The organism is Paractinoplanes bogorensis (genome assembly GCF_018829635.1).
Taxonomy (GTDB): domain Bacteria; phylum Actinomycetota; class Actinomycetes; order Mycobacteriales; family Micromonosporaceae; genus Actinoplanes; species Actinoplanes bogorensis.
The window spans coordinates 502,288-525,083 of sequence record NZ_JAHKKG010000002.1 but is presented as its reverse complement, the minus strand read 5'-3'; the positions used below and the strand labels follow the sequence as shown (position 1 = coordinate 525,083).

Annotated in this window: 17 protein-coding genes; 11 read left to right on the top strand and 6 right to left on the bottom strand. The window is 70.3% G+C overall.

The annotated features are described in order from the left end of the window. Window positions 1-453: 453 nt before the first annotated feature. Together KOI35_RS07240 and KOI35_RS07235 are read left to right on the top strand one after the other, a co-directional pair. Window positions 454-1,110 (top strand): RNA polymerase sigma factor, encoded by a 657-nt coding sequence (locus KOI35_RS07240; RefSeq protein ID WP_215785248.1) that lies wholly within the window; start codon window positions 454-456, stop codon window positions 1,108-1,110. Further along, complete coding sequence (locus tag KOI35_RS07235; RefSeq protein WP_215785247.1) at window positions 1,107-1,892, top strand: hypothetical protein; 786 nt, start codon at window positions 1,107-1,109, stop codon at window positions 1,890-1,892. The genes KOI35_RS07240 and KOI35_RS07235 overlap by 4 nt, the downstream gene beginning before the upstream one ends. Before the next feature lie 251 nt (window positions 1,893-2,143). Here KOI35_RS07235 and mycP read toward each other — a convergent pair whose 3' ends face one another. Further along, window positions 2,144-3,397, bottom strand: coding sequence for a type VII secretion-associated serine protease mycosin (mycP, locus tag KOI35_RS07230; RefSeq protein WP_215785246.1), 1,254 nt, complete (start codon window positions 3,395-3,397; stop codon window positions 2,144-2,146). Between the two features lie 108 nt (window positions 3,398-3,505). After that, window positions 3,506-7,480, bottom strand: a complete 3,975-nt coding sequence (eccCa, locus tag KOI35_RS07225) for a type VII secretion protein EccCa (RefSeq protein ID WP_215785245.1) — start codon at window positions 7,478-7,480, stop codon at window positions 3,506-3,508. 137 nt (window positions 7,481-7,617) lie between these two features. Between eccCa and eccD the strand changes: the two genes are divergently transcribed. Continuing rightward, window positions 7,618-9,051 carry a type VII secretion integral membrane protein EccD gene (gene eccD / locus KOI35_RS07220; RefSeq protein WP_215785244.1) on the top strand — a complete coding sequence of 478 codons (1,434 nt, stop codon included), beginning with the start codon at window positions 7,618-7,620 and terminating at the stop codon, window positions 9,049-9,051. A 78-nt stretch (window positions 9,052-9,129) separates the two neighbouring features. Here the strand turns inward: eccD and KOI35_RS07215 are convergent, their stop codons facing one another. Next, window positions 9,130-9,633: an inorganic diphosphatase gene (locus KOI35_RS07215; protein WP_215785243.1), complete on the bottom strand. Its 504-nt coding sequence runs from the start codon at window positions 9,631-9,633 to the stop codon at window positions 9,130-9,132. Between the two features lie 763 nt (window positions 9,634-10,396). On the opposite strand from KOI35_RS07215, the gene dacB reads away from it, so the two are divergent. The 6 genes from dacB (at window position 10,397) to folE (ending at window position 17,638) form a co-directional block, all read left to right on the top strand. Further along, window positions 10,397-11,791 (top strand): D-alanyl-D-alanine carboxypeptidase/D-alanyl-D-alanine endopeptidase, encoded by a 1,395-nt coding sequence (gene dacB / locus KOI35_RS07210; protein WP_308120833.1) that lies wholly within the window; start codon window positions 10,397-10,399, stop codon window positions 11,789-11,791. A 54-nt stretch (window positions 11,792-11,845) separates the two neighbouring features. Next, complete coding sequence (locus KOI35_RS07205; protein ID WP_215785242.1) at window positions 11,846-12,907, top strand: zinc-dependent metalloprotease; 1,062 nt, start codon at window positions 11,846-11,848, stop codon at window positions 12,905-12,907. Next, window positions 12,908-13,972, top strand: a complete 1,065-nt coding sequence (tilS, locus tag KOI35_RS07200; RefSeq protein ID WP_215785241.1) for a tRNA lysidine(34) synthetase TilS — start codon at window positions 12,908-12,910, stop codon at window positions 13,970-13,972. Between the two features lie 138 nt (window positions 13,973-14,110). Beyond that, entirely contained in the window at window positions 14,111-14,686 is a 576-nt protein-coding gene (hpt, locus tag KOI35_RS07195) for a hypoxanthine phosphoribosyltransferase (protein WP_215785240.1), read from the top strand. Between the two features lie 286 nt (window positions 14,687-14,972). Further along, window positions 14,973-16,994, top strand: a complete 2,022-nt coding sequence (gene ftsH / locus KOI35_RS07190) for an ATP-dependent zinc metalloprotease FtsH (protein ID WP_215785239.1) — start codon at window positions 14,973-14,975, stop codon at window positions 16,992-16,994. Further along, window positions 16,991-17,638 (top strand): GTP cyclohydrolase I FolE, encoded by a 648-nt coding sequence (folE, locus tag KOI35_RS07185; protein WP_215785536.1) that lies wholly within the window; start codon window positions 16,991-16,993, stop codon window positions 17,636-17,638. The genes ftsH and folE overlap by 4 nt, the downstream gene beginning before the upstream one ends. Window positions 17,639-17,643: 5 nt before the next feature. Here folE and KOI35_RS07180 read toward each other — a convergent pair whose 3' ends face one another. Beyond that, window positions 17,644-18,147 carry a carboxymuconolactone decarboxylase family protein gene (locus KOI35_RS07180; RefSeq protein ID WP_215785238.1) on the bottom strand — a complete coding sequence of 168 codons (504 nt, stop codon included), beginning with the start codon at window positions 18,145-18,147 and terminating at the stop codon, window positions 17,644-17,646. Window positions 18,148-18,214: 67 nt separating this feature from the next. Between KOI35_RS07180 and KOI35_RS07175 the strand changes: the two genes are divergently transcribed. Together KOI35_RS07175 and KOI35_RS07170 are read left to right on the top strand one after the other, a co-directional pair. Further along, the gene (locus KOI35_RS07175) at window positions 18,215-18,682 is read left to right on the top strand and encodes a MarR family winged helix-turn-helix transcriptional regulator (protein WP_215785237.1); all 468 of its coding nucleotides are present in this window, start codon (window positions 18,215-18,217) and stop codon (window positions 18,680-18,682) included. A gap of 160 nt (window positions 18,683-18,842) precedes the next feature. After that, window positions 18,843-19,244 carry a RidA family protein gene (locus tag KOI35_RS07170; RefSeq protein ID WP_215785236.1) on the top strand — a complete coding sequence of 134 codons (402 nt, stop codon included), beginning with the start codon at window positions 18,843-18,845 and terminating at the stop codon, window positions 19,242-19,244. 165 nt (window positions 19,245-19,409) lie between these two features. Here KOI35_RS07170 and KOI35_RS07165 read toward each other — a convergent pair whose 3' ends face one another. Then, window positions 19,410-20,102 carry a hypothetical protein gene (locus KOI35_RS07165; RefSeq protein ID WP_308120832.1) on the bottom strand — a complete coding sequence of 231 codons (693 nt, stop codon included), beginning with the start codon at window positions 20,100-20,102 and terminating at the stop codon, window positions 19,410-19,412. Beyond that, window positions 20,099-22,657 carry an FtsK/SpoIIIE domain-containing protein gene (locus tag KOI35_RS07160; protein ID WP_438870586.1) on the bottom strand — a complete coding sequence of 853 codons (2,559 nt, stop codon included), beginning with the start codon at window positions 22,655-22,657 and terminating at the stop codon, window positions 20,099-20,101. The genes KOI35_RS07165 and KOI35_RS07160 overlap by 4 nt, the downstream gene beginning before the upstream one ends. Window positions 22,658-22,796 lie beyond the last annotated feature (139 nt).

The following is a 22,796-nucleotide window of genomic DNA, read 5'->3' as shown; positions in this document are numbered from 1 at the left end:
GCTTGGCGGGCCACTCCTTTGTCGCCCTCGAGCGCCTCGAGCGCCGAGCCACGCACGACCGGCAGGTCGGTCGGAGTTGTGCTGGGCGGGATGCTGTCGTGCCAGGGCTGGTCGGCGTTGTGCTGGGGCAGGTTGGTGTCACCAGGGTCGGATGTCGTCTTGTTGAGTTGGTGGTTCTCTATGACGCGTGGCTGGATGCTGTTCTCTTGCGAGGGCCGGTTGTCGGTCGGTGGCTGTCGTGCCGGCAGCGGTCGTTGAAGGAACTTCCTGAGTTCACGACGGTTGCGCGTGCCATTGGCGGTTGCTCTCTCGTGCTCTCGTGTCGGCGGCGGTTCTCATGCCAGCAGTGGAGTCGCGTCAATGGCGGTGGCTGTCGTGCCGGGCGGCATTGCTGCGCCATAAGAAAGTCGCCGGAATGTGGGAACTCCGGGGCCGCTGCGGTCATAAGAGGGTGTGAGCGACACGGCCGACGGGATCCACACAGACGACGAGCTGTGGCAGCGGGCGCGTGCCGGTGACGCCGAGTGTTTCGGTGTGATTTTTGATCGGTATGCCGAAGCGGTCCGGGCCTTCTGCGCGCGTCGGCTCGGGTCGGTCGACGCGGCCGACGACCTGGTGTCGATCGTGTTCCTCGAGGCGTGGCGGCGGCGGGACGACGTCGAGTTGATCGACGGCAATGCGTTGCCCTGGCTGTACGGCATCGCCCGCCGGACCATGCAACACCGCTGGCGCACAGCCCGGCGACATCGGCGGGCGCTCGACCGGCTGCCGTCCGCACCGGCCGCCCCCGATCACGCCGACGAGGTGGCCGCCCGGCTCGACGACGAACGGCACATAGCCCGAGTGCGGGCCGCCCTGGAGAAGCTGAGACCGGCCGACCGTGACGTGCTGGTGCTCTGCGTCTGGCAGGGCCTGAGCTATACCGAGGCCGCGGTCGCGCTCGGCGTCCCCGTCGGCACGGTCCGTTCCCGGCTGGCCCGCGCGCGATCCCGCCTTGGAACGGCAACCGAGAGCGCAGCAACCGAGAGCGCGGCTGTCGAGACGACGGCTGAGGCGGATGCGGCCTCGGTTCCGTGCGACAACGTGGCTCGACGACAGGAGACGACATGACTGAGCTGCAGAGTCGGCTGGACCCGCGGCGCCGGGCCCAAATCCGGCACATGGTGATGGCTGAGGCAGCCGCTGGCCCGGCACCGACAAGGCACCGGATGGCGCTGGCCGGCGCACTGGCCGTGGCCGTTGTCGGGACGGGGGCGGTGGGCGTTGCGACCTATCCCGATCGGCCGGCTGACCACGGGCCCTGGACGGCCGTTCCGCAGGCGGCTCCTCCGTTGACGGCTCCGGACGAGGATATCGAGAAGTGGGCGTCGAAATGCAGCGACCTCGGCGTCGGCGGGGTGGGGATCGAGGGGGTGCCGGCCGGGCGGGCCGCGGCGGCCCGCCGTGAGGTGCTGGTCGACCGGCGGGGTGGATTCACCTACTGCGTGGACGTGTCGATGGGTAGCGGCACGGCGGCCGATCCGTTGATCGCGCTGTCCGGGTTGAAGTCCGACGACCTCAACAGCATGTGGAGCACGGTCTCGGACAAGCCTTTCACCGAACCGAGGGGCCGTGCGGTGCTGGTGCTCGGCGGCAACGTCGAGGCGACTCCGGCCCCGGCCCGCGGGGAGCTTCAGGCGTATCAGCTCTACGGCCTCAGCGGCGCCGATGTCACCGGTGTCGACCTGGTGCTGGCCAACGGTCTGCGGGTGACCGCGACCCTCCGCGGCGGAATCTGGGGTGTGTGGTGGCCCAGCGATCGCGGCGAGCCCACCGGCAGTCGGCTCGAGGTGCACACCGCCGCCGGCATCTCGACCGTCGACCCCCGATCGGTCCAGCTGCCTATCGGCTGAAACCCGAGCAAAAGCCACGATAGACGGCGAAAACCAAAGGAAACGAGCTTCTTCCCGTACGCCGTAACGCGCAGAGCCGTCCGCGAAAGTCGCTCCAGCGCGGACCGTGGCCGACCAAAAGCGACCGTGGCCCACTAGGCGAACCGCCGCTGACGAAGCCGGGATCAACCAGGCGCCGAGCCATGCCGACGCACGTCGAGCCGGCAAGAGGCCGAGCCGGCGAAGTATCAAGGCCGGCCACGACTAGGTGGTCAGGTCGAGGCGGCGAAACGGCGGATAGTCAGGGCGGCCGCCACCGCGGAGAGCAGGAACAGCGCACCCGCGGCCCACCAGCCGCGGCGGGTCGAGTCGGCGGGAGCCGCCAGCGGGGCGGCGCCGGTGCCGGGGTCGGCCTCGGGGGCGACCGGCAGGAGTTCGCGGGTTGTGCCCTCGGGGGCCGACTGGGCCTGGCCGGGGACGGGCGCGCTGCCGAAACGGGCGATGCCGGGGGACGGCGAGTCGTCCAACGGGTTTTCGAAGATCGGCGGCACCGACGCGGTCAGGGCGCCGACCGGGTCGACGAGGCCGAAACCGAAGACCGGATCGCGGCCGGGAACGCCTTTGTCTTTGGCCGTACGGATGATCCGGTTGATCACCTCGCCGGCGGGCATCTCGGGCCAGCGGGACCGGATCAGGGCTGCGGTGGCCGAGACCATCGGGGCCGCGAAGCTCGTGCCCTGCACCTTCCAGTAGTCGCCGCCGGTGTTGGCGCCGACCAGCTGGGTCGCGGGGGCCGTGACGACCGTTTCCTTGCCGGTGATCGAGCCGGACCACAGCGAGTTGCCGTCGCGTTCCATGCCGCCGACCGCGATCACGCCGGGTTCGCGGGCCGGATACCACACCCCGGTCGACGAGGACGCGCTCGTGTTGCCGGTGCAGGCGACGACGACCACGTCTTTGGCGAACGCGTAGTCGAGGGCGGCCGCGAGAGCCTCGCTGCTGCCGCTGCCGCCGAGCGACAGGTTGATGACCCGGGCTCCTTTGTCGACCGCCCACCGGACGCCCTGCGCGACGATCAGGGCGTCGTTGTAGCGGTTGTCCTGGTCGAGGACGCGTACGGGAAGAATCTTGGCTTTGGGGGCGATGCCCACGACACCGGCGGCATCGTCGTTGCGGCCGGCGATGATCGCGGAGACCGTGGTGCCGTGGCCGACCAGATCGGTGTCCCCGTCGCCCTTGTCGTCGACCAGGTCGAGACCGGGCAGCACCTGGCCCTGCAGGTCGGGATGGTCGGCGTCGACACCCGAGTCGATGACCGCGACCGTGACGCCCGCGCCGTTGGCATAGGTCCAGGCCTCGGCGACGTTGAGCGTCTGCAGGTGCCACTCGTCGGCGCGCACCGAATCGCCCAGCAGCGGCGCGGGCTCGGCCCGGGGTGCGGGGGCGGCGGAGACCGGCGTGACCGGAACGCCGAGCGCGAACAGTCCAGCCGTCGCGGCAGCGGCCAGTCGGCGACCACTCACCAAGGCGCACCGCCTCCAAAGGCCGGGAGAATGTCGATGCAGATTACTCCGAAACCAAGCGTTGCGGCGGTGATCCTTCGATGCCAGTCGCACTGCTTGTCTGTTAAATCTTCACGCATCTCGGTACGGCGCGAGATGGGCCAACTGGATGAGTCGTACCCCCTCACGGCGGGTGACCAGACGGCCGCGGCCCGGTGGTAGCGGCGACGGTCGAACCGGGCCGACCAGGGCCCCCTCGTCCGACGGTCCGGACATGACCAGACCCGGTGCCGAGAGCTCGCGCAACCGCTGGATGACCGGCTCGTAGAGGGCCCGCCCGGCCCCGCCGGCCCGCCGCGTGATGATCAGGTGCAGGCCGACGTCGCGGGCCTGCGGCAGGTATTCCAGCAGCGGGGTGAGCGGGTTGGTCGGACCGGCCACCACCAGGTCATAGTCGTCGACCAGGACGAACAGTTCGGGCCCGGTCCACCACGAGCGTTCGCGCAACTGCTGGGCGGTCACATCGGGGCCGGGCAGCCGCCGTTCCATGTAGCCGGCGACCGACTGCATCAGCTCGAGCGTCTTCTGCGCCTGGATGCCGTAGCCGATGCGGTGGTCCGACTCCGGCAGGTCCATCAGGGAGCGTCGGTAGTCGACCAGGATGAGCCGGGCCTCTTCGGGCGCGAAACGCTGCGTGATCGTCGTGGCCAGCGCCCGCAGGAACGTCGACTTGCCGCACTCGGCGTCGCCGAAGAGCAGGAAGTGTGGATCGGAGGCGAAGTCGATCTCGACGGGCTGCAGGTCGGCCTCGCTGATGCCGATCGGCAGCCGCAGACCCGAGCTGCGTTGCAGGTCCATTTCCCCGTACGGGACCTGGGCCGGAAGCAACCGCACGCGCGGGGCAACCGCTCCGCGCCAGTTGGTCGCGACCTCTTTGACCAGGTCGGACGTGTCGGCCAGGGTGCTCAGCTCGGGTCGCACGGTGAGCAGATGCAGGAACTTGTTCTTGTCGGTGGGGTGCTCGATGATGCCGCGGCCGGGCTTCTCGGGCACGGTCATCGCGGCCCGCCGGTTGACCGAGGAGTCGCTCGGGTCGCCCAGGCGCAGCTCGAGCCGGGAACCGAACAGGTCACGGATCGCGGGCCGGAAGTCCATCCACCGAGAGGTGGCGGCCACGACATGGATGCCGTACGACAGACCCCGGGTGGCGATGTCGGTGATGACCGGTTCCAGCTCTTCGTACTCTTTGCGCAATGTGGACCATCCGTCCACGACCAGGAACACGTCGCCGAACGGATCGTTGTCGGCGGCTTGCGAGGCCGTGTTGGCCCGCCGCCGGCGGTAGGACGCCATCGAGTCGATGCCCATCGCGCCGAACCGGGCCTCGCGCTCGGTCAGCAGCGTGGAGATCTCGCCCACCGTGCGGCGTACGCCCACCGCGTCAAGCCTGCCCGAAACGCCACCCACGTGCGGCAGATCGCGCAGTGTGCCGAGCGCGCCACCACCGAAGTCGAGGCAGTAGACCTGCACCTCGGCCGGCGTGTGGGTGAGCGCGAGCCCGCAGATCATCGAGCGCAGCGCGGTCGACTTGCCGCTCAGGGTCGAGCCGACGACCGCGACGTGGCCGGCCGCGCCCGACAGCTGCAGCCACATCACGTCGCGGACCTGCTCGCGCGGCTTGTCGACCATCGCGATCGGCACTTGCAGGGCACCGTGCAGCTCGGGGTTGGCGAAGGCCAGCCCGCGCACCGGGTCGGCGACCACCGGGCCGAGCAGCTCGTCGAGTGCCGCCGACTGGGTGAGCGGTGGCAGCCAGACCTGGTGGGCCGGCGGTCCCTGGCCGCCGAGCCGGTCGACCATCACGTCGAGCACGCTCTCGCCGGCCGCGAGCTCTTCGGGCTGGGGCTCGACCGGCTTGACCGGTTTCGGCGCCGGGACGTAGCGCGTCGAATACGACAAAACCTGCGGATCGGCCCCCGCGCCTCCGGAGGCGGCCCGGGCGCGCGCCTTGGGCAGTGCTCCCGAGACGTACGCGGCCTTGAACCGCAGCAGCGGCTCGGTGCCGAACTTGAGGTAGCCGTGGCCGGGCGATCGGGGCAGCTCGTATGCGTCGGGCACGCCGAGCACGGCGCGCGACTCGAGCGCCGAGAACGTCCGCAGACCGACCCGATAAGAAAGGTGGGTGTCGAGCCCGCGCAGCCGGCCCTCCTCGAGCCGCTGGCTGGCCAGCAGCAGGTGCACGCCGAGCGATCGCCCCAACCGTCCGATCTGGACGAAAAGGTCGATGAAGTCGGGTTTGGCGGAGAGCAGCTCGGAGAACTCGTCACAGATCACCAGCAGCGACGGCATCGGCGGCAGCGCGGCCCCACCGGCCCGGGCCTTTTCGTAGTCGCGCAGGCTGGCGTAATTGCCCGCCTTGCGTAACTGCTCCTGCCGCCGGATCATCTCGCCGTCGATCGCGTCGACCATGCGGTCGACCAGCGGCAACTCGTCGGCCAGGTTGGTGATCACGGCGGCCGTGTGCGGCAGGCGGTCGAGCGAGGCGAAGGTCGCGCCGCCCTTGAAGTCGATCAGGACGAAGTTCAGCGTCTCGGACGAATGCGTCGTGGCCAGCGCCAGCACCAGCGTGCGCAGCAGCTCGGACTTGCCCGAGCCGGTGGCGCCGATCAGCAGGCCGTGCGGGCCCATGCCGTCCTGCGCCGACTCCTTGAGGTCGAGCTCGACCGGGGCGCCGTCGGCCCCGACGCCGATCGGCACGCGCAGCTTGTCGCGGTTGGGCTTGGGCATCCAGGCCTGAGCCACGCTGAACGTCTCGGGATCGCCGATGCCGAGCAGGTCGGCCAGGCCCATCTCGGCGGCCAGCGGGGTGTCGGCCGACTTCGACATCGCGGCCAGGCGCAGCGGGGACAGCCGGCGGGCGACCGCCTCGGCCTGTTCGACGCTGAGCCGGTCGGGCGTGCCGACCTCGGCCTCGTGCTCCATCGAATAGGTGTTGAGCACCCGCCGCGCGCCGTGATGGGCGACCTCGAGCACCAGCAGCGAGCGGTCGAGCAGGCGGGGCGGCTGCTCGTCGAGGTCGAGCACGGTGACGCCGTCGATGCCGTCGTCGAGCTGGGTGGCGCCCTTGAGATCGGCGCCGTCGAGCACGATCACCACGTGCGGCGTGCTGACGCTGTGCCCGCCGTTGAACCGCGGGCGGTTGCCGATCACGTCTTCCAGCAGGGCTTCGAGTTCCGAACCGGTGCTGGCCACGAGCCGGACGTGGCCGAGCGCGTCGGTGCGGGCCGGATGCAGGTTGTGCGGCAGCCACTTCACCCACTCCCACGACGCGCGGCGCTCGGGACCGGCGCAGACGGCCACGATCAGATCGTCGGGGGCGTGGAAAGTGGACAGTTGGGCGACCACCGCGCGGGCCAGCCCCTGCACGTCGGAGGCGGTGCCCGGCCCGCTGCCGCGCAGGAACACCCGGGCGAAGCCGCGCAGCGAGGCGGCCACCGGCAGATCGGGCACGACCGAATAGGCATCGAGGAAGCGGCGCAGCGCACCCGCGGTCATCGGCTCGAGCTCGTCGAGCGGGCGGGTCACCGGCGGCAGCAGCGGCGTGGCCAGCGTCTGCGGTCCGACCGCGAGCCGCACGACGCCGAAATCGGGGTCGCTGGTGCGGCGTTCCCACACCCGATGACTGCCCGCGGTGGACCAGAGCTTGGTCGGATCGGGATGGCGGTAGAGCAGCCCGACACGTTGCCGACGAGCCGTTTCCCGTACGCGTTTGCGCAGGCCGGACAGATGCCGCAGGTATTCGCGGCGAGCGGCCATCATCTCGGCCTTCTTGGGCGAGCCGTTGGAACCGAAGCTGGTCGCCATCATCGCGATCGACGAGACGCCGAAGAGCCCACCGATCACATAGGACGACGGCCCGGTGCGGCCCTGCCCCATCATCATCGCCATCGCGACCGAGCCACCGAGCATCGGCAGCGCCATCATCGCCTGCTGCCAGCGGCCGCCGGTGGCCTGCGGGATCTCGGGCGGCGGCTCGACAGCGATCTCTCCGGTCGGGATCTCCGGCGCGGGACGCCGGGCCGACCTCTTGATCACTGTCGTGCTCATTCGCCGATTGTCCCTTTCGTCCACAAAGGCGCTTCCGCAGCGCGACGCTGCGTTGCCTCATGGTAGGTAAAGTGCGCTTGCGCCCGCAGCCTCGTCGACGTCGATGTACGCGAGCGCACAAAAATGGGGGAGTGTCCATGAGCATCGGACTGGCGCGCGTCACGATCAGCGCTCCACAGCGCCGCATCGACGTGGCGCTGCCCGAGCACGTGCCGCTGGCCGAGCTGCTGCCCGAGGTGCTGCGGCACGCCGGCGAGGGCCTGGCCGACGACGGCGAGAAGCACGGCGGGTGGGTGCTGCGGCGCACCGACGGCGTCGCGCTGGCCACGGCTCAAGGTCTTTTCCCGCAGGGGGTACGCGACGGCGAGGTGCTCCACCTCGTCCCGGCGCACGACGAATGGCCCGAACTCGAGTACGACGACGTCGTCGAGGCCATCGCCGAGGGTGCCCGCCGGCGGGGCAACGCGTGGACGCCGGCCTCGACCCGCACGGCCACCCTGATCGGGGCCGGGGTGCTGCTGGCGCTCGGTCTGGTCGCGGTGCTGGCCGCCGGCCCCGGGTGGTCGGGCGCGGCGTTCGCCGGGCTCGGGCTGGCGATACTGCTCGCACTGGCCGGGGTGACGGCCTCCCGCGCGTACGGGGACGCTCGCGCCGGGGCGGCCCTCGGGGCGTACGCGATGCCGTACGCCTTCGCCGGCGGCTCGGTGCTGGTGGCCTCGGGCGACCGGGTCGGCGTGTTCGGGGTGCTGCCCTGGCTCGGCGGCTCGGAACTGCTGGCCGGTTCGGTCGCGCTGCTGCTCGTCGCCGCGCTGGGCGCGGTCGGGGTGGCCGGGCAGCTACGCCTGTTCACGGCCGGGGCCGTGGTCGGCCTGCTCGGCGCGATCACCGCACTGACCAGCATGGTCACCACCGCCGCGGGCGCCGCCGCGGTGCTGATCTCGATTCTGGTCTGCGGCCTCGGCGCCCTGCCGCTGCTGGCCATCCGGTTCGGCAAGGTCCCGATGCCACCGGTCACGCTGCCGACCGGCGCCGACGCGTCCGAGGGCTTCACCGGGGTCAGTGCGTCGAGTGCGCTCGAGGCGGCCCGCGAACGACCCGACCGGGCCACCGTCTTCGCGGCCGTCACCCGCACCGAGGAACTGCTGGCCGGCATGCTGCTCGGCCACGCCGTGCTGGCCGTGGCCGGGTTCGCCGTCCTGTCCGCGGCGGGCACGCTCTCGGCCCGCATCCTGATGGCCGTGTCGGCGGCGGCCCTGCTGCTGCGTTCGCGGCTGTTCATCACCCTGCGTCAGCGGGTGCCGCTGGTGGTGGGCGGTCTGGCCGGCATCGCCGCGCTCGGGCTCGACCTGCTCGGCGGCGCGAACGCGACCGTGCTGCTCGGCGTGACCGGGGCCGCCCTGGTGCTGGCGCTGATCACGGTCGTGGCCGGCGCCACCTATTCGCGCAAGCCGCCGTCGCCCTATCTGGGCCGGGCGGCCGATCTGCTGGACACGCTCGTGGTCGTCTCGGTGATCCCGGTGGCGTGCGCGGTGATCGGGCTCTACGACGCGGTCGGCAACATCAGCGGCTGAAACGCATCGCGGACGGCCCCCGGGTGGGAGCCGTCCGCGCGGGACTGCGTGACGTCGGCGGGCGACGGCGTCGTCAGATCAGTGCTCGATACCCTCGGCCTCGGCGGCCTCCTGGCGCTTGAACGAGGCGCGGATCTCTTCCTCGGCCTCGACCCGGCCGGTCCACGTGGCGCCCTCGACCGACTTGCCCGGCTCGAGGTCCTTGTAGACCGTGAAGAAGTGCTGGATCTCCATCCGGTCGAACTCGCCCAGGTGGTGGATGTCGCGCAGGTGCTCCTGGCGGGGGTCTTCGAACGGCACGCAGAGGACCTTGTCGTCGCGGCCCTTCTCGTCGGTCATCCGGTACATGCCGATGGCCCGGGCCCGGATCAGGCAGCCGGGGAAGGTCGGCTCCTGCACCAGCACGAGCGCGTCGAGCGGGTCACCGTCCTGGCCCAGCGTGCCCTCGATGAAGCCGTAGTCGGCCGGGTACTGGGTCGAGGTGAACAGCGTGCGGTCGAGCCGGATGCGGCCCGTCTTGTGGTCGACCTCGTACTTGTTGCGGTGCCCCTTGGGGATCTCAACCACTACGTCGAAATCCATGTTGTGCTCCCTTGTTCGCCCGCTTGAGAGATAGACCGGTCACACGGGCGGGGAAAACTGTGGCCGATCGGTAGCGGCCGACAGGATCCGCGCGCGTCGGTGTGCCGGATGTCGCTAGTCTCCCCTAAGTCTGACGCCGCGTTCCAGGAGGGGCTTTGTGGGGAGGCAAGATTCACACGATGGTCCCGGGTACGACGGCGTGTCCGAGTCGCTTCGGGGCTCCGGAAACGGTAACCCGGCGACGGGTGGCGGGGCCGCTTCTTCGCCGGAGTTCGGAGCCACCGTCGACCTCAGTGGGCGCGTGACCGCACAAAAGCCTCAGCAGTCCCCCGAACCGGCTGGTCCGGGTGGTCCGGCGACCGTCCCGGCGGTACCCGTTCGGCCGGAATCGGCGCCCGGTCGGGCACAGGTTGACAGCGAACCTCAGTCAGGGGAACAAACCGCCCAAATAACCACCGGAGCCGAGGCGGAGCGGGCCCAGGGCGCGTGGGCCAGTGCGCCGGGCGAGGCCGCGGGCGGGACCTATGGGCGGGCGTCGGTGCCGCTGAACACCATGCGTGCCGCTGCGCCGGACAACCCGTCGGGCGGTGCCACCAAGGATGCGGCCGCGCCGCCTGCGTTGCCCGTGCCTGCGGCTACGCCACCTTCGCCGCTTGTGCCTGCGGCCGCGCCACCTGAACCGCCCGTGAAAGCGGCTGCTGCGGTTGGTGCGGCGGGGACGCGTACGGGGAAACGTACTAAATGGGTTGTTGCTCTGTCGATCGTGATTTTTCTGGTGTTGGCCGCCGGAATCGTCGGCCTGGTGCGCCCGGGACCGGTCGACAAATGGCTCTCGGCCGAAACGACCAGCGCGCCGGCCCCATCGCCGACGACGCCCGACCCGTCGCCCACACCGGTGCTGGTCGCGGCGGCCGGCGGCGGAACCGCACCCACGCCCGAGAGCGTGACCAGGGCGATCGACCCGCTGGTGAAGTCGCCCGCGCTGGGCACCAAGGTGCACGTCGCGGTGCTGGACGTGGCCTCCGACCAGGTGCTCTACGCCCGCAACGCGGACACCATGACCACGCCCGCGTCGACCACCAAGCTGCTGACCGCGGCGGCCGTGCTGGACGCGCGCGGACCGTCCTACCGGCTGAGCACGCGCGTGGTGGCCGGCAGCACGCCGGGCGAGGTGGTGCTGATCGGCGGCGGCGATCCGACGCTGGCCACCGCGAAGAACGCCCTGTTCCCCGGTGCGGCCCGGCTCGACCTGCTGGCCGACCAGGTCAAAAAGGCGCTGGGAACGACCAGACCGACCAGTCTGTTGTACGACATCTCGCTGTTCAGCGGGCCCGAGACGGCCCGGGGCTGGGATTCCAACGACATCGCGTACGGGCAGGTGTCCCGGATCCAGGCGCTGATGGTCAACGCGGGCCGGGTCCGGCCGATCCACAACGAGTTCGGCGGCGACCCGCGCTCGTCCAACCCGGCCGACGCGGCGGCCAAGGCGTTCGCCCGGATGCTCGGCGTGCCCGCCTCGGCGGTCAAGAAGGGCACCGCGCCGGCCACGGCGTCGACCCCACCCTCGTCGACCGGTGAGATCGCCCCGGGCGATCAGCTCGGCGTCGTCCAGTCGCCGCCGATGGTGCAGCTCACCGACTGGATGCTCGGGATGAGCGACAACACGGCGGCCGAGGTGCTGGGGCGTCAGGTCGCGATCGCGGACGGCAAGCCGGGCACGTTCGACGACGGCACCGAGGCGATCATCAAGCGGGTCGGTGATCTCGGGCTGCCGTCCGACGAGGCCAACCTCTACGACGCGAGTGGGCTGTCGCGGAACAACGGGATCAGCCCGACGCTGCTGACCGAGCTGCTGGCGTTCGCCGCGTCGGGGCAGCAACCGGCTCTGAGCAGCATGTTCGGCGGGCTGCCGGTGGCCGGCTGGTCGGGGACGATGCTCAAGCGGTTCGTCTCGCCGCAGCCCAACCAGGTCGGGCAGGGCATCGTGCGGGCCAAGACCGGCACGCTGAGCGGGGTCAACACGATGGCCGGGGTGCTGACCACGGCCGACGGGCGGCTGCTGGTCTTCGCGATCATGGCGAGCGGGTCGCCCGGCGCGGGTACCGGGCGCGCGGCGCTGGACAAGGTGGCTGCGCGTCTCGTTGCGTGCGGGTGCTGATCTCCGGGTTTCTCCTGAGGTGGGGGCTCGATTTGCGCGGGTACGGTGGTGGGCATGGCGCAGTTCGTTGATTGGGATCTGGCCGCCGCCACCGCGGGCGCGCTGTCGAAATCCGGGCCCGCGGTGTCCTACGACGACGCGATGGCGGTGGTGACCGACCTGCGCAATCTGACCGACGAGGCGGCCGGCCACGTGGCCGCCTACACCGGTCTGTCGTCGCAGGTCGAGGTGCCTCCGGTGCGGGTGGTCGACCGCAAGGACTGGGCCGCGGTCAACATCGCCGGCCTCAAGCAGGTGATCATCCCGCTGGTCACCCGGCTCTCCGGTGACAAGCAGCCGGGCGGGCTGGCCGACGCGATCGGCTCCCGGGTCACCGGCGTCCAGGCCGGCACGATCCTGGCCTACCTCTCCGGCCGCGTGCTCGGGCAATACGAGGTCTTCAGCGGCAACCCCGGCCAGCTGCTGCTCAACGCGCCCAACATCGTCGAGGTCGAACGCAAGCTCGGCGCCGACCCGCGCGACTTCCGGCTCTGGGTCTGCCTGCACGAGGTCACCCACCGCACCCAGTTCACCGCCGTCCCGTGGATGCGTGGCTACTTCCTGGGCGAGGTGCAGGCCTTCGTCGACGCCTCGCAGAACAGCGAGCACATCCTCGAGCGCCTCCGCCGGGGTGTGTCGACGCTCTCCGACGCGCTGCGCGACCCCGACTCGCGCTCGTCCGTGCTCGACATCGTGCAGACCCCGGCGCAAAAGGCGGTGCTCGACCGGCTGACCGCGCTGATGACGCTGCTCGAGGGGCACGCCGAGTTCGTGATGGACGGCGTCGGCCCCGAGGTCATCCCGAGCGTCGAGTCGATCCGGGCCAAGTTCAACCAGCGCCGCGAGACCGGCAACCCGCTGGAAAAGGCGGTTCGGCGCCTGCTCGGCATCGAGGTCAAGATGCGGCAGTACGCCGAGGGCCGCAAGTTCGTGCACGGCGTGGTCGAGCGGGTCGGCATGGACGGCTTCAACAAGATCTTCGACTCGCCGCTGACCCTGCCGCGTCTCGACGAGCTCGGCGACCCCGACGCCTGGGTGACCCGGGTGCACGGGTCGCAGCCCGCGATCGGCGGGTAGTTGGCCCGGATCCCGCCTTCGGTCGCCGCGGTGCGACTGGCCGTGCGCCGGGCGATGCCGGCGGACGGTCCGGTGCTGGTGGCGTGCTCGGGCGGGGCGGATTCGCTGGCGCTGGCCGCGGCGGCCCGCTTCGTGGGCTCCTCGGTGGGTCTGGTGACCGTCGACCATGGCCTGCAGGAGGGGTCGGCGGCGCGGGCGGCCTCGCTAGCGGCTTGGGCGACCGGCGCCGGCTTCGATCCGGTGCTGGTCGAGACCGTATCGGTGGACGGGCTGCCCGGCGGGCCCGAGGCGGCTGCGCGTGCGGCTCGATATGCGGCGTTGTCGGCGGCGGCGGCCCGTACGGGGGCGGTCGCGGTACTGCTGGGACATACGCGCGACGACCAGGCCGAGACGGTGCTGCTGGCGCTGGCTCGGGGAGCCGGGCCGCGGGGGCTGTCCGGGATGCCGGCGCGCAAAGGTCTGCTGGTGCGGCCGCTGCTCGACGTGGCCCGGTCCGACACGCGCAAGGCCTGTGCGGCGCTCGGGCTGGTGCCCTGGGAAGACCCGCACAACTCGGATCCGGCTTACGCGCGTTCCCGCGTACGGGGAAACGCTCTTCCGTCTTTGATCGAGGCTCTCGGCCCGGCCGTGGTGGCGAACCTGGCCCGGTCGGCCTCGATGATCGCCGCGGACAATGAGGCGCTGGACGGGTTGGCCGCTGATGCCCTGGACGCCCTGTGGACGAGTGGGCCGGCGGACACGCCCGGGGCCGCCTCCCTGTGGACAGCCGGCTCCGATCCGCTTGACGGCGCTGTAGCTTCCCCGTCGACGTCCCTGGGTGGGCGGGGGAGGCGGCGGCTGCTCAAAATTGACGTTTCGGATTTGTCGGGTATGCGGCCAGCGCTTCGACGACGGGTGCTGCATATGTGGGCGCGTGAGCTCGGCGCGCCCGGGAGTGCGCTGTCACACCGGCATGTGGAGGCGCTCGACGCGCTCATCACCGACTGGCACGGTCAGGGCGCGGTGCACCTTCCGGGCGGTATTCAGGTGGTCCGTGAGCGAGGCGCACTCGTTCGAGTGCCCTGACGTGCTGTGAGAGTTGTCACTCGCAGTGTCGGTTTCGCTGGTCAGTGCGGGCGGAACCGGCCATTTTCCTGCGGTTCCAGGTGAGTTGAGCACTGCCCCGTGCGGCGGTCGGCAACCTTCATACGGCACGCTGGGGCCATGGCTGACGGGTCCTGGTACGACGCCGACATCGACCACGTGATCATCTCGGAGGAACAGATCCGGGAAAAGATCGCCGAACTGGCGAAGCAGGTCTCCGCCGACCACGCCGAGGCGGAGGACGGCATCCTGCTGGTGTGCGTGCTCAAGGGTGCGGTCATGTTCATGGCCGACTTCGCCCGCGCGCTGGGTAACCACGGTCCGTCCACCGAGATGGAGTTCATGGCCGTCTCGTCCTACGGGCAGGGCACCACGTCGTCCGGCGTCGTCCGCATCCTCAAGGACCTCGACCGCGACATCACCGGCCGGCACGTGGTCGTGGTCGAAGACATCGTCGACTCCGGCCTGACGCTCTCGTGGCTGATGAAATACCTGCAGTCGCGCTCGGCCGCCAGCGTCGAGGTGGTTGCGCTGTTCCGCAAGCCCGACGCGGTAAAGGTGCAGGTCCCGGTGAAGTACGTCGGGTTCGACATCCCCAACGAGTTCGTCGTCGGCTACGGTCTCGACTTCGCCGAGCGCTACCGTGAGCTGCCTTACGTCGGGGTGCTGAGGCCTGAGGTGTACGCCCGTAGCTGAACCGTTTCTCAGCCTCTTCTCAGAAATCCGTCCTTATGGGCGGATTTGCCACTAAAGCCGAGTGAACGGCCGAGGGCTGGATGATGTCCGGCCAACGGGCTCACGGGTTCGCAAGCGGCACCCACGGTGTACCGTCGAGTGACCGATGGCGCAGTGTGACAAGTGCCGGAGGGGCCGGTCCGATTTCTTCACCGCGATTTTGTCGTACGCGGTGGGGGCGGGCGGCTCGTTGAGGTGACCAGGACGCCGATCAGGAGGGTCCGGGCGCTTGGCGCCCGACAACAGTATGGAACGTACGCGTTTCTTCCGCCGCCCGGTGGTCTGGATCATTCTGGTGATCATCGGCGTGATTGCGCTGAGCTCGTTCTTCACCAGTGGTCCGAGCTACCAGCGCGTAGATACCTCGGTGGCGCTCGAGCGCCTGAACCAGCCCGGCATCGAGAAGGTCGTCCAGAAGGACAAGGAGCAGACGCTCCAGATCGATCTCGCCTCGCCCGAGCGGTTCGACGGGAAGACCGTCGACAAGATCGAGACCCAGTATCCGTACGAGGTCACGCAGACGATCTGGAACGAGGTGCAGGACGCCAAGACCGCGGGCCGGATCACCGGCACGATCAACGCCACGGTCTCGGGCGACAACATCCTCTTCTCGCTGCTGATCAACCTGCTTCCGATCGCGATCCTCGTGATCCTGCTGCTGCTGTTCATGTCGCAGATGCAGGGTGGCGGCTCGCGGGTGCTCAACTTCGGCAAGTCCAAGGCCAAGATGATCACCAAGGACACGCCGAAGACGACGTTCGCCGACGTGGCGGGCTCGGAAGAGGCGGTCCAGGAGCTGCACGAGATCAAGGACTTCCTGCAGAACCCGGCGAAGTACCAGGCTCTCGGCGCCAAGATCCCGAAGGGTGTGCTGCTCTTCGGCCCGCCCGGAACCGGTAAGACGCTGCTGGCCCGCGCGGTCGCCGGCGAGGCCGGGGTGCCGTTCTACTCGATCTCCGGTTCCGACTTCGTCGAGATGTTCGTCGGTGTCGGTGCGAGCCGGGTCCGCGACCTGTTCGAGCAGGCCAAGTCGAACGCGCCGGCGATCGTCTTCGTCGACGAGATCGACGCCGTCGGCCGGCACCGCGGCGCCGGCATGGGTGGCGGTCACGACGAGCGCGAGCAGACGCTCAACCAGCTGCTCGTCGAGATGGACGGCTTCGACACCAAGGGCGGGGTCATCCTGATCGCGGCCACCAACCGGCCCGACATCCTCGACCCGGCGCTGCTGCGTCCCGGCCGGTTCGACCGGCAGATCCCGGTCGACAACCCCGACATGGAGGGCCGCAAGGCGATCCTTCGGGTGCACGCCAAGGGCAAGCCGTTCACGCCCGACGTCGACCTCGACTCGGTGGCCCGCCGCACGCCCGGCTTCTCCGGCGCCGACCTGGCCAACGTGATCAACGAGGCCGCGTTGCTCACCGCGCGTAACGAGAAGCGGGCGATCTCCAACGAGTTCCTCGAGGAGTCGATCGACCGCGTCATCGCCGGCCCCGAGCGCCGCACCCGGGCCATGAGCGACAACGAGAAGAAGATCACCGCGTACCACGAGGGTGGACACGCGCTGGTCGCCTACGCGCTGCCGCACTCCGCTCCGGTGCACAAGGTGACGATCCTGCCGCGTGGCCGCTCGCTCGGTCACACGCTGGTGCTGCCGACCGAAGACAAGTACACCCAGACCCGCGCCGAGATGATCGACACCCTGGCCTACGCGCTGGGTGGCCGGGCCGCCGAGGAACTCGTCTTCCACGAGCCCACCACCGGTGCCGGCAACGACATCGAGAAGGCGTCCGGCCTGGCCCGGGCCATGGTGACCCAATACGGCATGAGCTCGAAGCTCGGCGCCGTGAAGTACGGCACCAGCGGCGACGAGCCGTTCATGGGCCGCAACATGGGTCACGAGCGGGACTACTCCGACTCGGTCGCCGCTGACATCGACGCCGAGGTGCGCGCGCTCATCGAGCTGGCGCACGACGAGGCGTGGGAGATCCTGGTCGAGTACCGCGACGTCCTCGACAGCATGGTTCTCGAGCTGATGGAGAAGGAAACCATCACCCGGGAAGACATGGACCGGATCTGCGTACGGGTGGCCAAGCGCCCGCCGATGTCGCCGTTCAACGGCTTCGGCAAGCGCCTGCCCTCCGAGGCGCCCCCGGTGCTCACCCCGGCCGAGCGCGACAAGCTCAAGGCGCAGGCCGAGGCGGATGGTCAGATCGCCGTCGGGCCCAACCCGAACGGCAGCAGCTCCTCCTCGGAAAGCAGCAACTGATCAGCGAAAACGATGGGCTGGACTATCTCGCGGCCCGCCTGGTCGACGGCAAGCTCACCGGTTCCCCGGTCGAGCAGGCCGTCGACCTCGGCCGTATCGAGAAGGCGGTTCGCGAGATTCTCATCGCGGTCGGCGAAGACCCCGACCGCGATGGGCTGGAACGTACCCCGTCCCGGGTGGCCCGGGCCTACGCCGAGCTCTTCGCCGGCCTGCGGGTCGACCCGGCCGACGTGCTGCGGACGACCTTCGAGGCCGACCACGAAGAGATGGTGCTCGTCCGCGACATCGAAGTGATGAGCATGTGCGAGCACCACCTGCTCCCGTTCAAGGGCGTGGCGCACATCGGCTACATCCCCGGCCCGCACGGGCGGATCACCGGGCTCTCCAAGCTGGCCCGGCTGGTCGAGGTCTACGCCCGCCGGCCCCAGGTGCAAGAACGGCTCACGTCGCAGATAGCCGACCTGCTGATGGAGAAGCTGGACGCGCGCGGGGCGATCGTGGTGCTCGAGTGCGAACACCTGTGCATGGAGATGCGCGGCATCCGCAAGGTCGGCGCCCGGACGGTGACGTCGGCCGTGCGCGGCGCCTACCAGACCGACGCCAAGGTGCGCGCCGAGGCGATGGCGCTGATCAACGCGCGCTGACCCTTCTACGCGCGCACCATCCGGTTGGCCAGGGTCGACATCGTGTAGGTCCCGATGCCCAGCACCACCTCGAGCGCGTTGCGCCGGGTGAAGCCGGCCGCCAGAAACTCGCCCATCTCCTCCTCGGACACCTCGCCGGCCGTGGCCAGCACCCGCAGCGTGAAATCGTGCACGGCCGCCAGCCGGGAATCATCAGGTCTTTTTCCCGTACGCAGGTGAGTGATCAAAGTCGTGTCGGCGTGCAGGGCCCGCAACCGCCCGGTGTGCATCGCCAGACAGACCCGGCAGTCGTTGCGGGCCGCGATCACCATCACGACCACCTCGCGGGCCAGCGGGTCGAGCGTGCTCGCCTCGAACAGTTGGCTGGCCTGCAGGAAGCCGCCCAGCATCTCGGGCGACTCGGCCAGCCTGGCGACCGCCTCGGGCACGTGACCCAGGTGTTCGACGGTGTTCTCGATCAGGGGCCGGGAGCCGACCGGCGCCGACTCGAGGGTGTGACTCACAAACATGATCTCTCCATGGCTAGAATCGTCAACGTGGTTGTCGAAACCGTAAACCAGGTTGTCGAGTTTGCCAATGCCGAATCCTGACCCGCCGGGCTTCGAGCTGCCGCTGCTGCTGTTCGCCGGCTTCCGAACCCTCATCGACTCGCTGCACGCCGAACTGGCCACCCGTGGTCATCCCGACGTGCGGCCGGTGCATGGTTTCGCGCTCCAGGCGATCGGCCCGGACGGCGCGTCGGCCAGCGAGATCGGCCGGCGGCTGGGCGTCTCGAAACAGGCCGCCGGCAAAACCGTCGACCGGTTGGCCACCCTCGGCTACGTCGAACGCGCCGACGACCCGGCCGACGCCCGGCGCAAACTGATCCGGCTGACGCCGCTGGGCCTCGACATGCTGATCCAGTCAGCCGAAATCTTCGACCAGTTGCGGGCCCGCTGGGTCGCCGAGCTGGGCGCTCCACTGGTCGCCGCCCTGGAGAGTTCCCTGCGCAGGGTCGTGCCCGCGGCCGGTTTCCCGGTAGACGTACCGGGTTGGTTCGGCTGACGGGTTATCCACAGTTCAAGGTTGTCCACAGGGCGCGCGTTGCCCGGCGCCCAAGATCGGCCAACCGCGCCACAATGGGGTGGGACGGGGGCCCCCGGGAGGGTGGGCTGGCTGCCGTTAATCGGTGTCGAGGCCGATCGGCGGCCGGGATACTGGCGGGATGATCGAGAAGTTCAATCCGTCCACCGTTCATGAGCCGCCGGGCTATACGCACGTCACGATCTCGTCGTCTGGGCCGCTTGCTCATTTTGCCGGGCAGTGTCCGCTCGACCTGGATGGCAAGGTGGTCGGTGAGCCGGGTGACTTCGACGCTCAGACCGACCAGGTGATCGCCAATTGCCTCGCCGTGCTGTCCGCGGCCGGCACCACGCCCGGTGATGTGGTGCGCTCGGTGATCTACGTGGTGAGCAACGACAGCGCGCAACTGGCCGCGGTCTGGGATCGGCTCAACGCTTCGCCCCTCGCGCCCGCCTTCACCACCGCGTCGACCCTGCTCGGCGTGACCGTGCTCGGCTTCTCGGGTCAGCTGGTCGAGGTCGACCTGACGGCTGCTCTGTCCTGACGCCAACGTCGGCACGGCGTCGCCTCTTGTCCCCGCTGCTCGAGGCCACCTTCGCCGCAGGCGGTCGCGCTGCCGTGACGCCATCGTTGGCGCGTATACGGCTGCGTCGCTGTGACAGCTCCATCGGCCTGGCGCAGCCGCGTTTTGGGGTGAGGGCGGAAAGCGCTATCCGCCACTGTGGAAGAAGGATGCCAAGCCGACTCCCATGCAGGTGAGCAGGACTGGGACCAGGCACGCTATGGCGCCGATTATGGGGGTGCGGTCTACGCCCTCGGGGTCGCCGCCGTAGACGAAGCCGATGGTGAACCAACCCAGACCGAAAGCGATCACCGGCATCGTGAGGCCGCACAGCAGGGCGTAGGTGGGCACCGAACCGGGGTCGGCGACCAGGTAGAGAGCAATTTGGACGATCAGCACCACGGCCGCGAACGGGCCGTAGATGAGCAGGTTGCGGGCCCACGGGCGCCAGCGGCGGGTCGGCGCGGCCTCGGTCAGGAGCGCGTCGCCGGCGTCGGCCGTGCGGCGGGCCTGCTGCAACGCGGACAGGGCGGCCTTGGGGCCACCGGCGGCGGTCTGGGTGGCCACCTCGAGGTCGGCCGGCTGTGGGCGCAGTTCCAGCACCGGAACGGCCTGCTCGTGGGTCAGGCGGGATTCCTGGGCGGCGAGCCTTGCCCGTACGGCGGAAAGCTCTTGACGTGCCGACGCGACCGCGGCCTGGTGGTCGGCCGAGGCTGCGCTGGCGGCCCGGCGCACGGCATCGAGTCGCTGAGCCGCCGCCAGGTAGTCGGCCCACGGGCCGGGCGCGGGCGGGGCGGGCTGAGCCGGGATCGGCGTCGTCGTCTGCTGCTGGTCGGTCACGACTCATCACCCACGCCGGGATCGAGGAACGGCACGAGCGTGACCGTGCGCTCGGAATCACGGTCGTGCAGCAGCGCGCGATTGGGCCGGGCCTGCCACTCCACCGGCCGGCCGATCGTCGCCGCGACCTCGGCCGGCGGCACGTTGAGGAAGAGCAGACCGGCGACGTTGTCACGCTCGGTGAACCGGCGCGGATCACGCCACCAGGAGAGCAGATGGGCGCCCCGGGACGGTCCGTCACGCAGGAACGCCGGCAGCGCCTCGAAGGCCGCCTCGTCCATGCCGAAGACCACGCGATAGCCGGGATGCTCCGGATCGAACGCGGCGGCCAACCCGGTCCGGTCGACGACCACCACCTCTTGCCGATGCCCGATCTCGGCGGCCAGAGCCTCGGCCAGACGGTCACCCTCGGCGACTAGGGAGGCGATGACAAATTTTGCCGTACGCGGTGAGTGGAACGCGGCCACACTCCGAGCGGCCGCGTCGAGGACCTCGGACGCCGACGCCTGCGACCCGAAAATCGCCAGGTGCCGCCCGGGCTCGGGGCCGAGCGGGAACGACGCCGTGGACAGGTTCACGTCGAGCATCCGGCCCACCAGCGCGGCCGGGCTGCCACCGCGACCGGCCAGCGCGGCCCGGTAGGTCGGGTCGTCGGCGAGGTGCTGATGGGCGTAGCCGGCGAAGATGCGCGGCGGCGGCGACTCCGGATCGCGGGCGCCCCACAGCTTGTGTCGCAGGTCGCTGAGCAACTCGTCGTCGGCATGCGGGTCGGGGAAGCGGACGATGCGCTCGTGCGCCCGGGTCGCCCCGCGTGGACCGCCCAGCCCGCCCGCGGTGTTGACCACCGCGGTGCCGAGCGGCAGGCCGGCCGCCGAGTCGTTCGCGGGCTCGAGCACGTCGCCGCCGCCCGGCAACGCAATGCGCACCGGGAACTGGCCGAAGAACGAGTCACGCTTGGCGTAGAGCGAGGCGATGCCGGTCACGTTCTGGCTGGCCAGAACAAGATGGATGCCGCACGAGCGACCCGTGCGGGCCAGCGACTCGAGCAGCGCCGTCGCCTCGGTCGCCACCGGATCGCCCCCGGCCAGCAGCACCGGGAACTCGTCGATCACGCACAGGATGCGGGGCAGAGGCCGGTTCAGCCCGTCCTCGGCCGCGGCGGCACGCAGCTCGGTGAGGGTCGAGACACCCGCCCTCTCGTACGCCGTCGAGCGGCGGGACATCTCCGCGTTGAGCTCGCGGAGCACGGCCAGACCGTACTCACGATCGGTCTCGACCCCGACCGCCCGCGCGTGCGGCAGCCACGTGCGGTCACGCTGCGTCGGCACGAACTCGGCGAAGGTCACGCCCTCTTTGAAATCGAGCAGGTAGAGAGCCAGCTCGGACGGGCTGTACCGGGCACCCAGCCCGTACAGCACGTTGATCAGGAAGGCGGTCTTGCCCGCGCCCGACCGTCCGCCGACCATCCAGTGTGGTGTCAGGTCGTTGAACCGCAGTGCCAGCGGGGTCTCGCCGTCGTGGCCGACAACCGTGCTCAGACCCTCGCCGGCATCGCCCGTCCACGTCGGCTCGCCCGGCTCGGGGAGCAGATCGGCCAGCGTGACCCGGGAGGCCGCAGCCGAGTGGGCGGCGAGCTCGCGACACACGGAGTCGACCAGATGGGGCGGGGGATCCTCGTCGAGGAAGACCGGAGCGTTGAGCCACGACACGTCGGGCGTCGAACCGAACGATGCCCCGGGCGGGTCGCCGATCACCGCGTAAGGGTTGCGGACCGACACCATCGTCGTCCGCGGCAGCGGCGCCTGGGTGGTCTCGGCGGTCAGCGGGGGCGGCGGCCAACCGGCCACGATCAGGTGCAGGCCGGAATCGGGGCCCTGCTGGGCCAGCGCGGCGATGCGGCGCAGTTCCTCGCCCTCGGTCAGCTCGGGCAGGCTCGCGATGACGATCAGCATCATCCGGTCGCGCCGGGTGCGCCGCGGGGCCACACCACGGCCGGGACGCAGCCATTTCTCGGCCTCGGCGAGCACGTCGCGCAGACCCTGCCGATCGGTGGCCGGGGGCGACATCAGGCCCGCGTCGCGCAGATCGGCGAACGGGGCGAACACCTCGCCGCCGCCGATGCCGTCGACCGCCCGCACCAGCAACGAACCGGCCGGAGCGGCCGCGAGCAGGCGCAACAGGACCGACCGGAGCAGACCGAAGACGCGCGAATCGGTGGCGGTCGCGTCGATCGTGAGATGGCCGGTGCCGAGTAGAGGGACGATCGCCGGGAAACGGGCGTCGTCGAGCAACTGGGCGGCACCGAGCCGGACGAACTGTGGCGGGTAGACACCGCCGAGCGGAGTGTTCACCGACTGCGCGTCGAGCGGGGCGCCGAGCCAGCCCGGAGCCAGCGCGCCGGCCGCGGCCCGCAGGTCTTCGGCCAGGCGATGCTGCTCGAGCGGATCGGGCGACGCGGCGTCGGCATCGAGCGCGATCGAGGCCGCTTCGGCCAGGGCGACGGCCTGCCGGTGCAAAGCGGCAGCCTGCTGGACCCGCAAAGCCGAATCCACCACCGCTCTCACCTCCTGTGTGCGCGGGTAAAACTTATCCCAGACAGCGCCGGGGTTCGCGTTCCCGGTGGCCGGTTCGATGTCCGCGTCGTCCGGGCTTGTGCCGCCGACGCCCGGTCCGGGGGCAAAGGTGTGTGGAGGC

Excerpts from the sequence above, each read along its gene's own strand:
- KOI35_RS07235 (WP_215785247.1), top strand. The coding sequence starts at position 1,107 with ATGACTGAGCTGCAGAGTCGGCTGGACCCGCGGCGCCGGGCCCAAATC.
- eccCa (WP_215785245.1), bottom strand. The coding sequence starts at position 7,480 with ATGAGCACGACAGTGATCAAGAGGTCGGCCCGGCGTCCCGCGCCGGAG.
- eccD (WP_215785244.1), top strand. The coding sequence starts at position 7,618 with ATGAGCATCGGACTGGCGCGCGTCACGATCAGCGCTCCACAGCGCCGC.
- KOI35_RS07215 (WP_215785243.1), bottom strand. The coding sequence starts at position 9,633 with ATGGATTTCGACGTAGTGGTTGAGATCCCCAAGGGGCACCGCAACAAG.
- KOI35_RS07205 (WP_215785242.1), top strand. The coding sequence starts at position 11,846 with ATGGCGCAGTTCGTTGATTGGGATCTGGCCGCCGCCACCGCGGGCGCG.
- hpt (WP_215785240.1), top strand. The coding sequence starts at position 14,111 with ATGGCTGACGGGTCCTGGTACGACGCCGACATCGACCACGTGATCATC.
- ftsH (WP_215785239.1), top strand. The coding sequence starts at position 14,973 with ATGGAACGTACGCGTTTCTTCCGCCGCCCGGTGGTCTGGATCATTCTG.
- KOI35_RS07180 (WP_215785238.1), bottom strand. The coding sequence starts at position 18,147 with ATGTTTGTGAGTCACACCCTCGAGTCGGCGCCGGTCGGCTCCCGGCCC.
- KOI35_RS07175 (WP_215785237.1), top strand. The coding sequence starts at position 18,215 with ATGCCGAATCCTGACCCGCCGGGCTTCGAGCTGCCGCTGCTGCTGTTC.
- KOI35_RS07170 (WP_215785236.1), top strand. The coding sequence starts at position 18,843 with ATGATCGAGAAGTTCAATCCGTCCACCGTTCATGAGCCGCCGGGCTAT.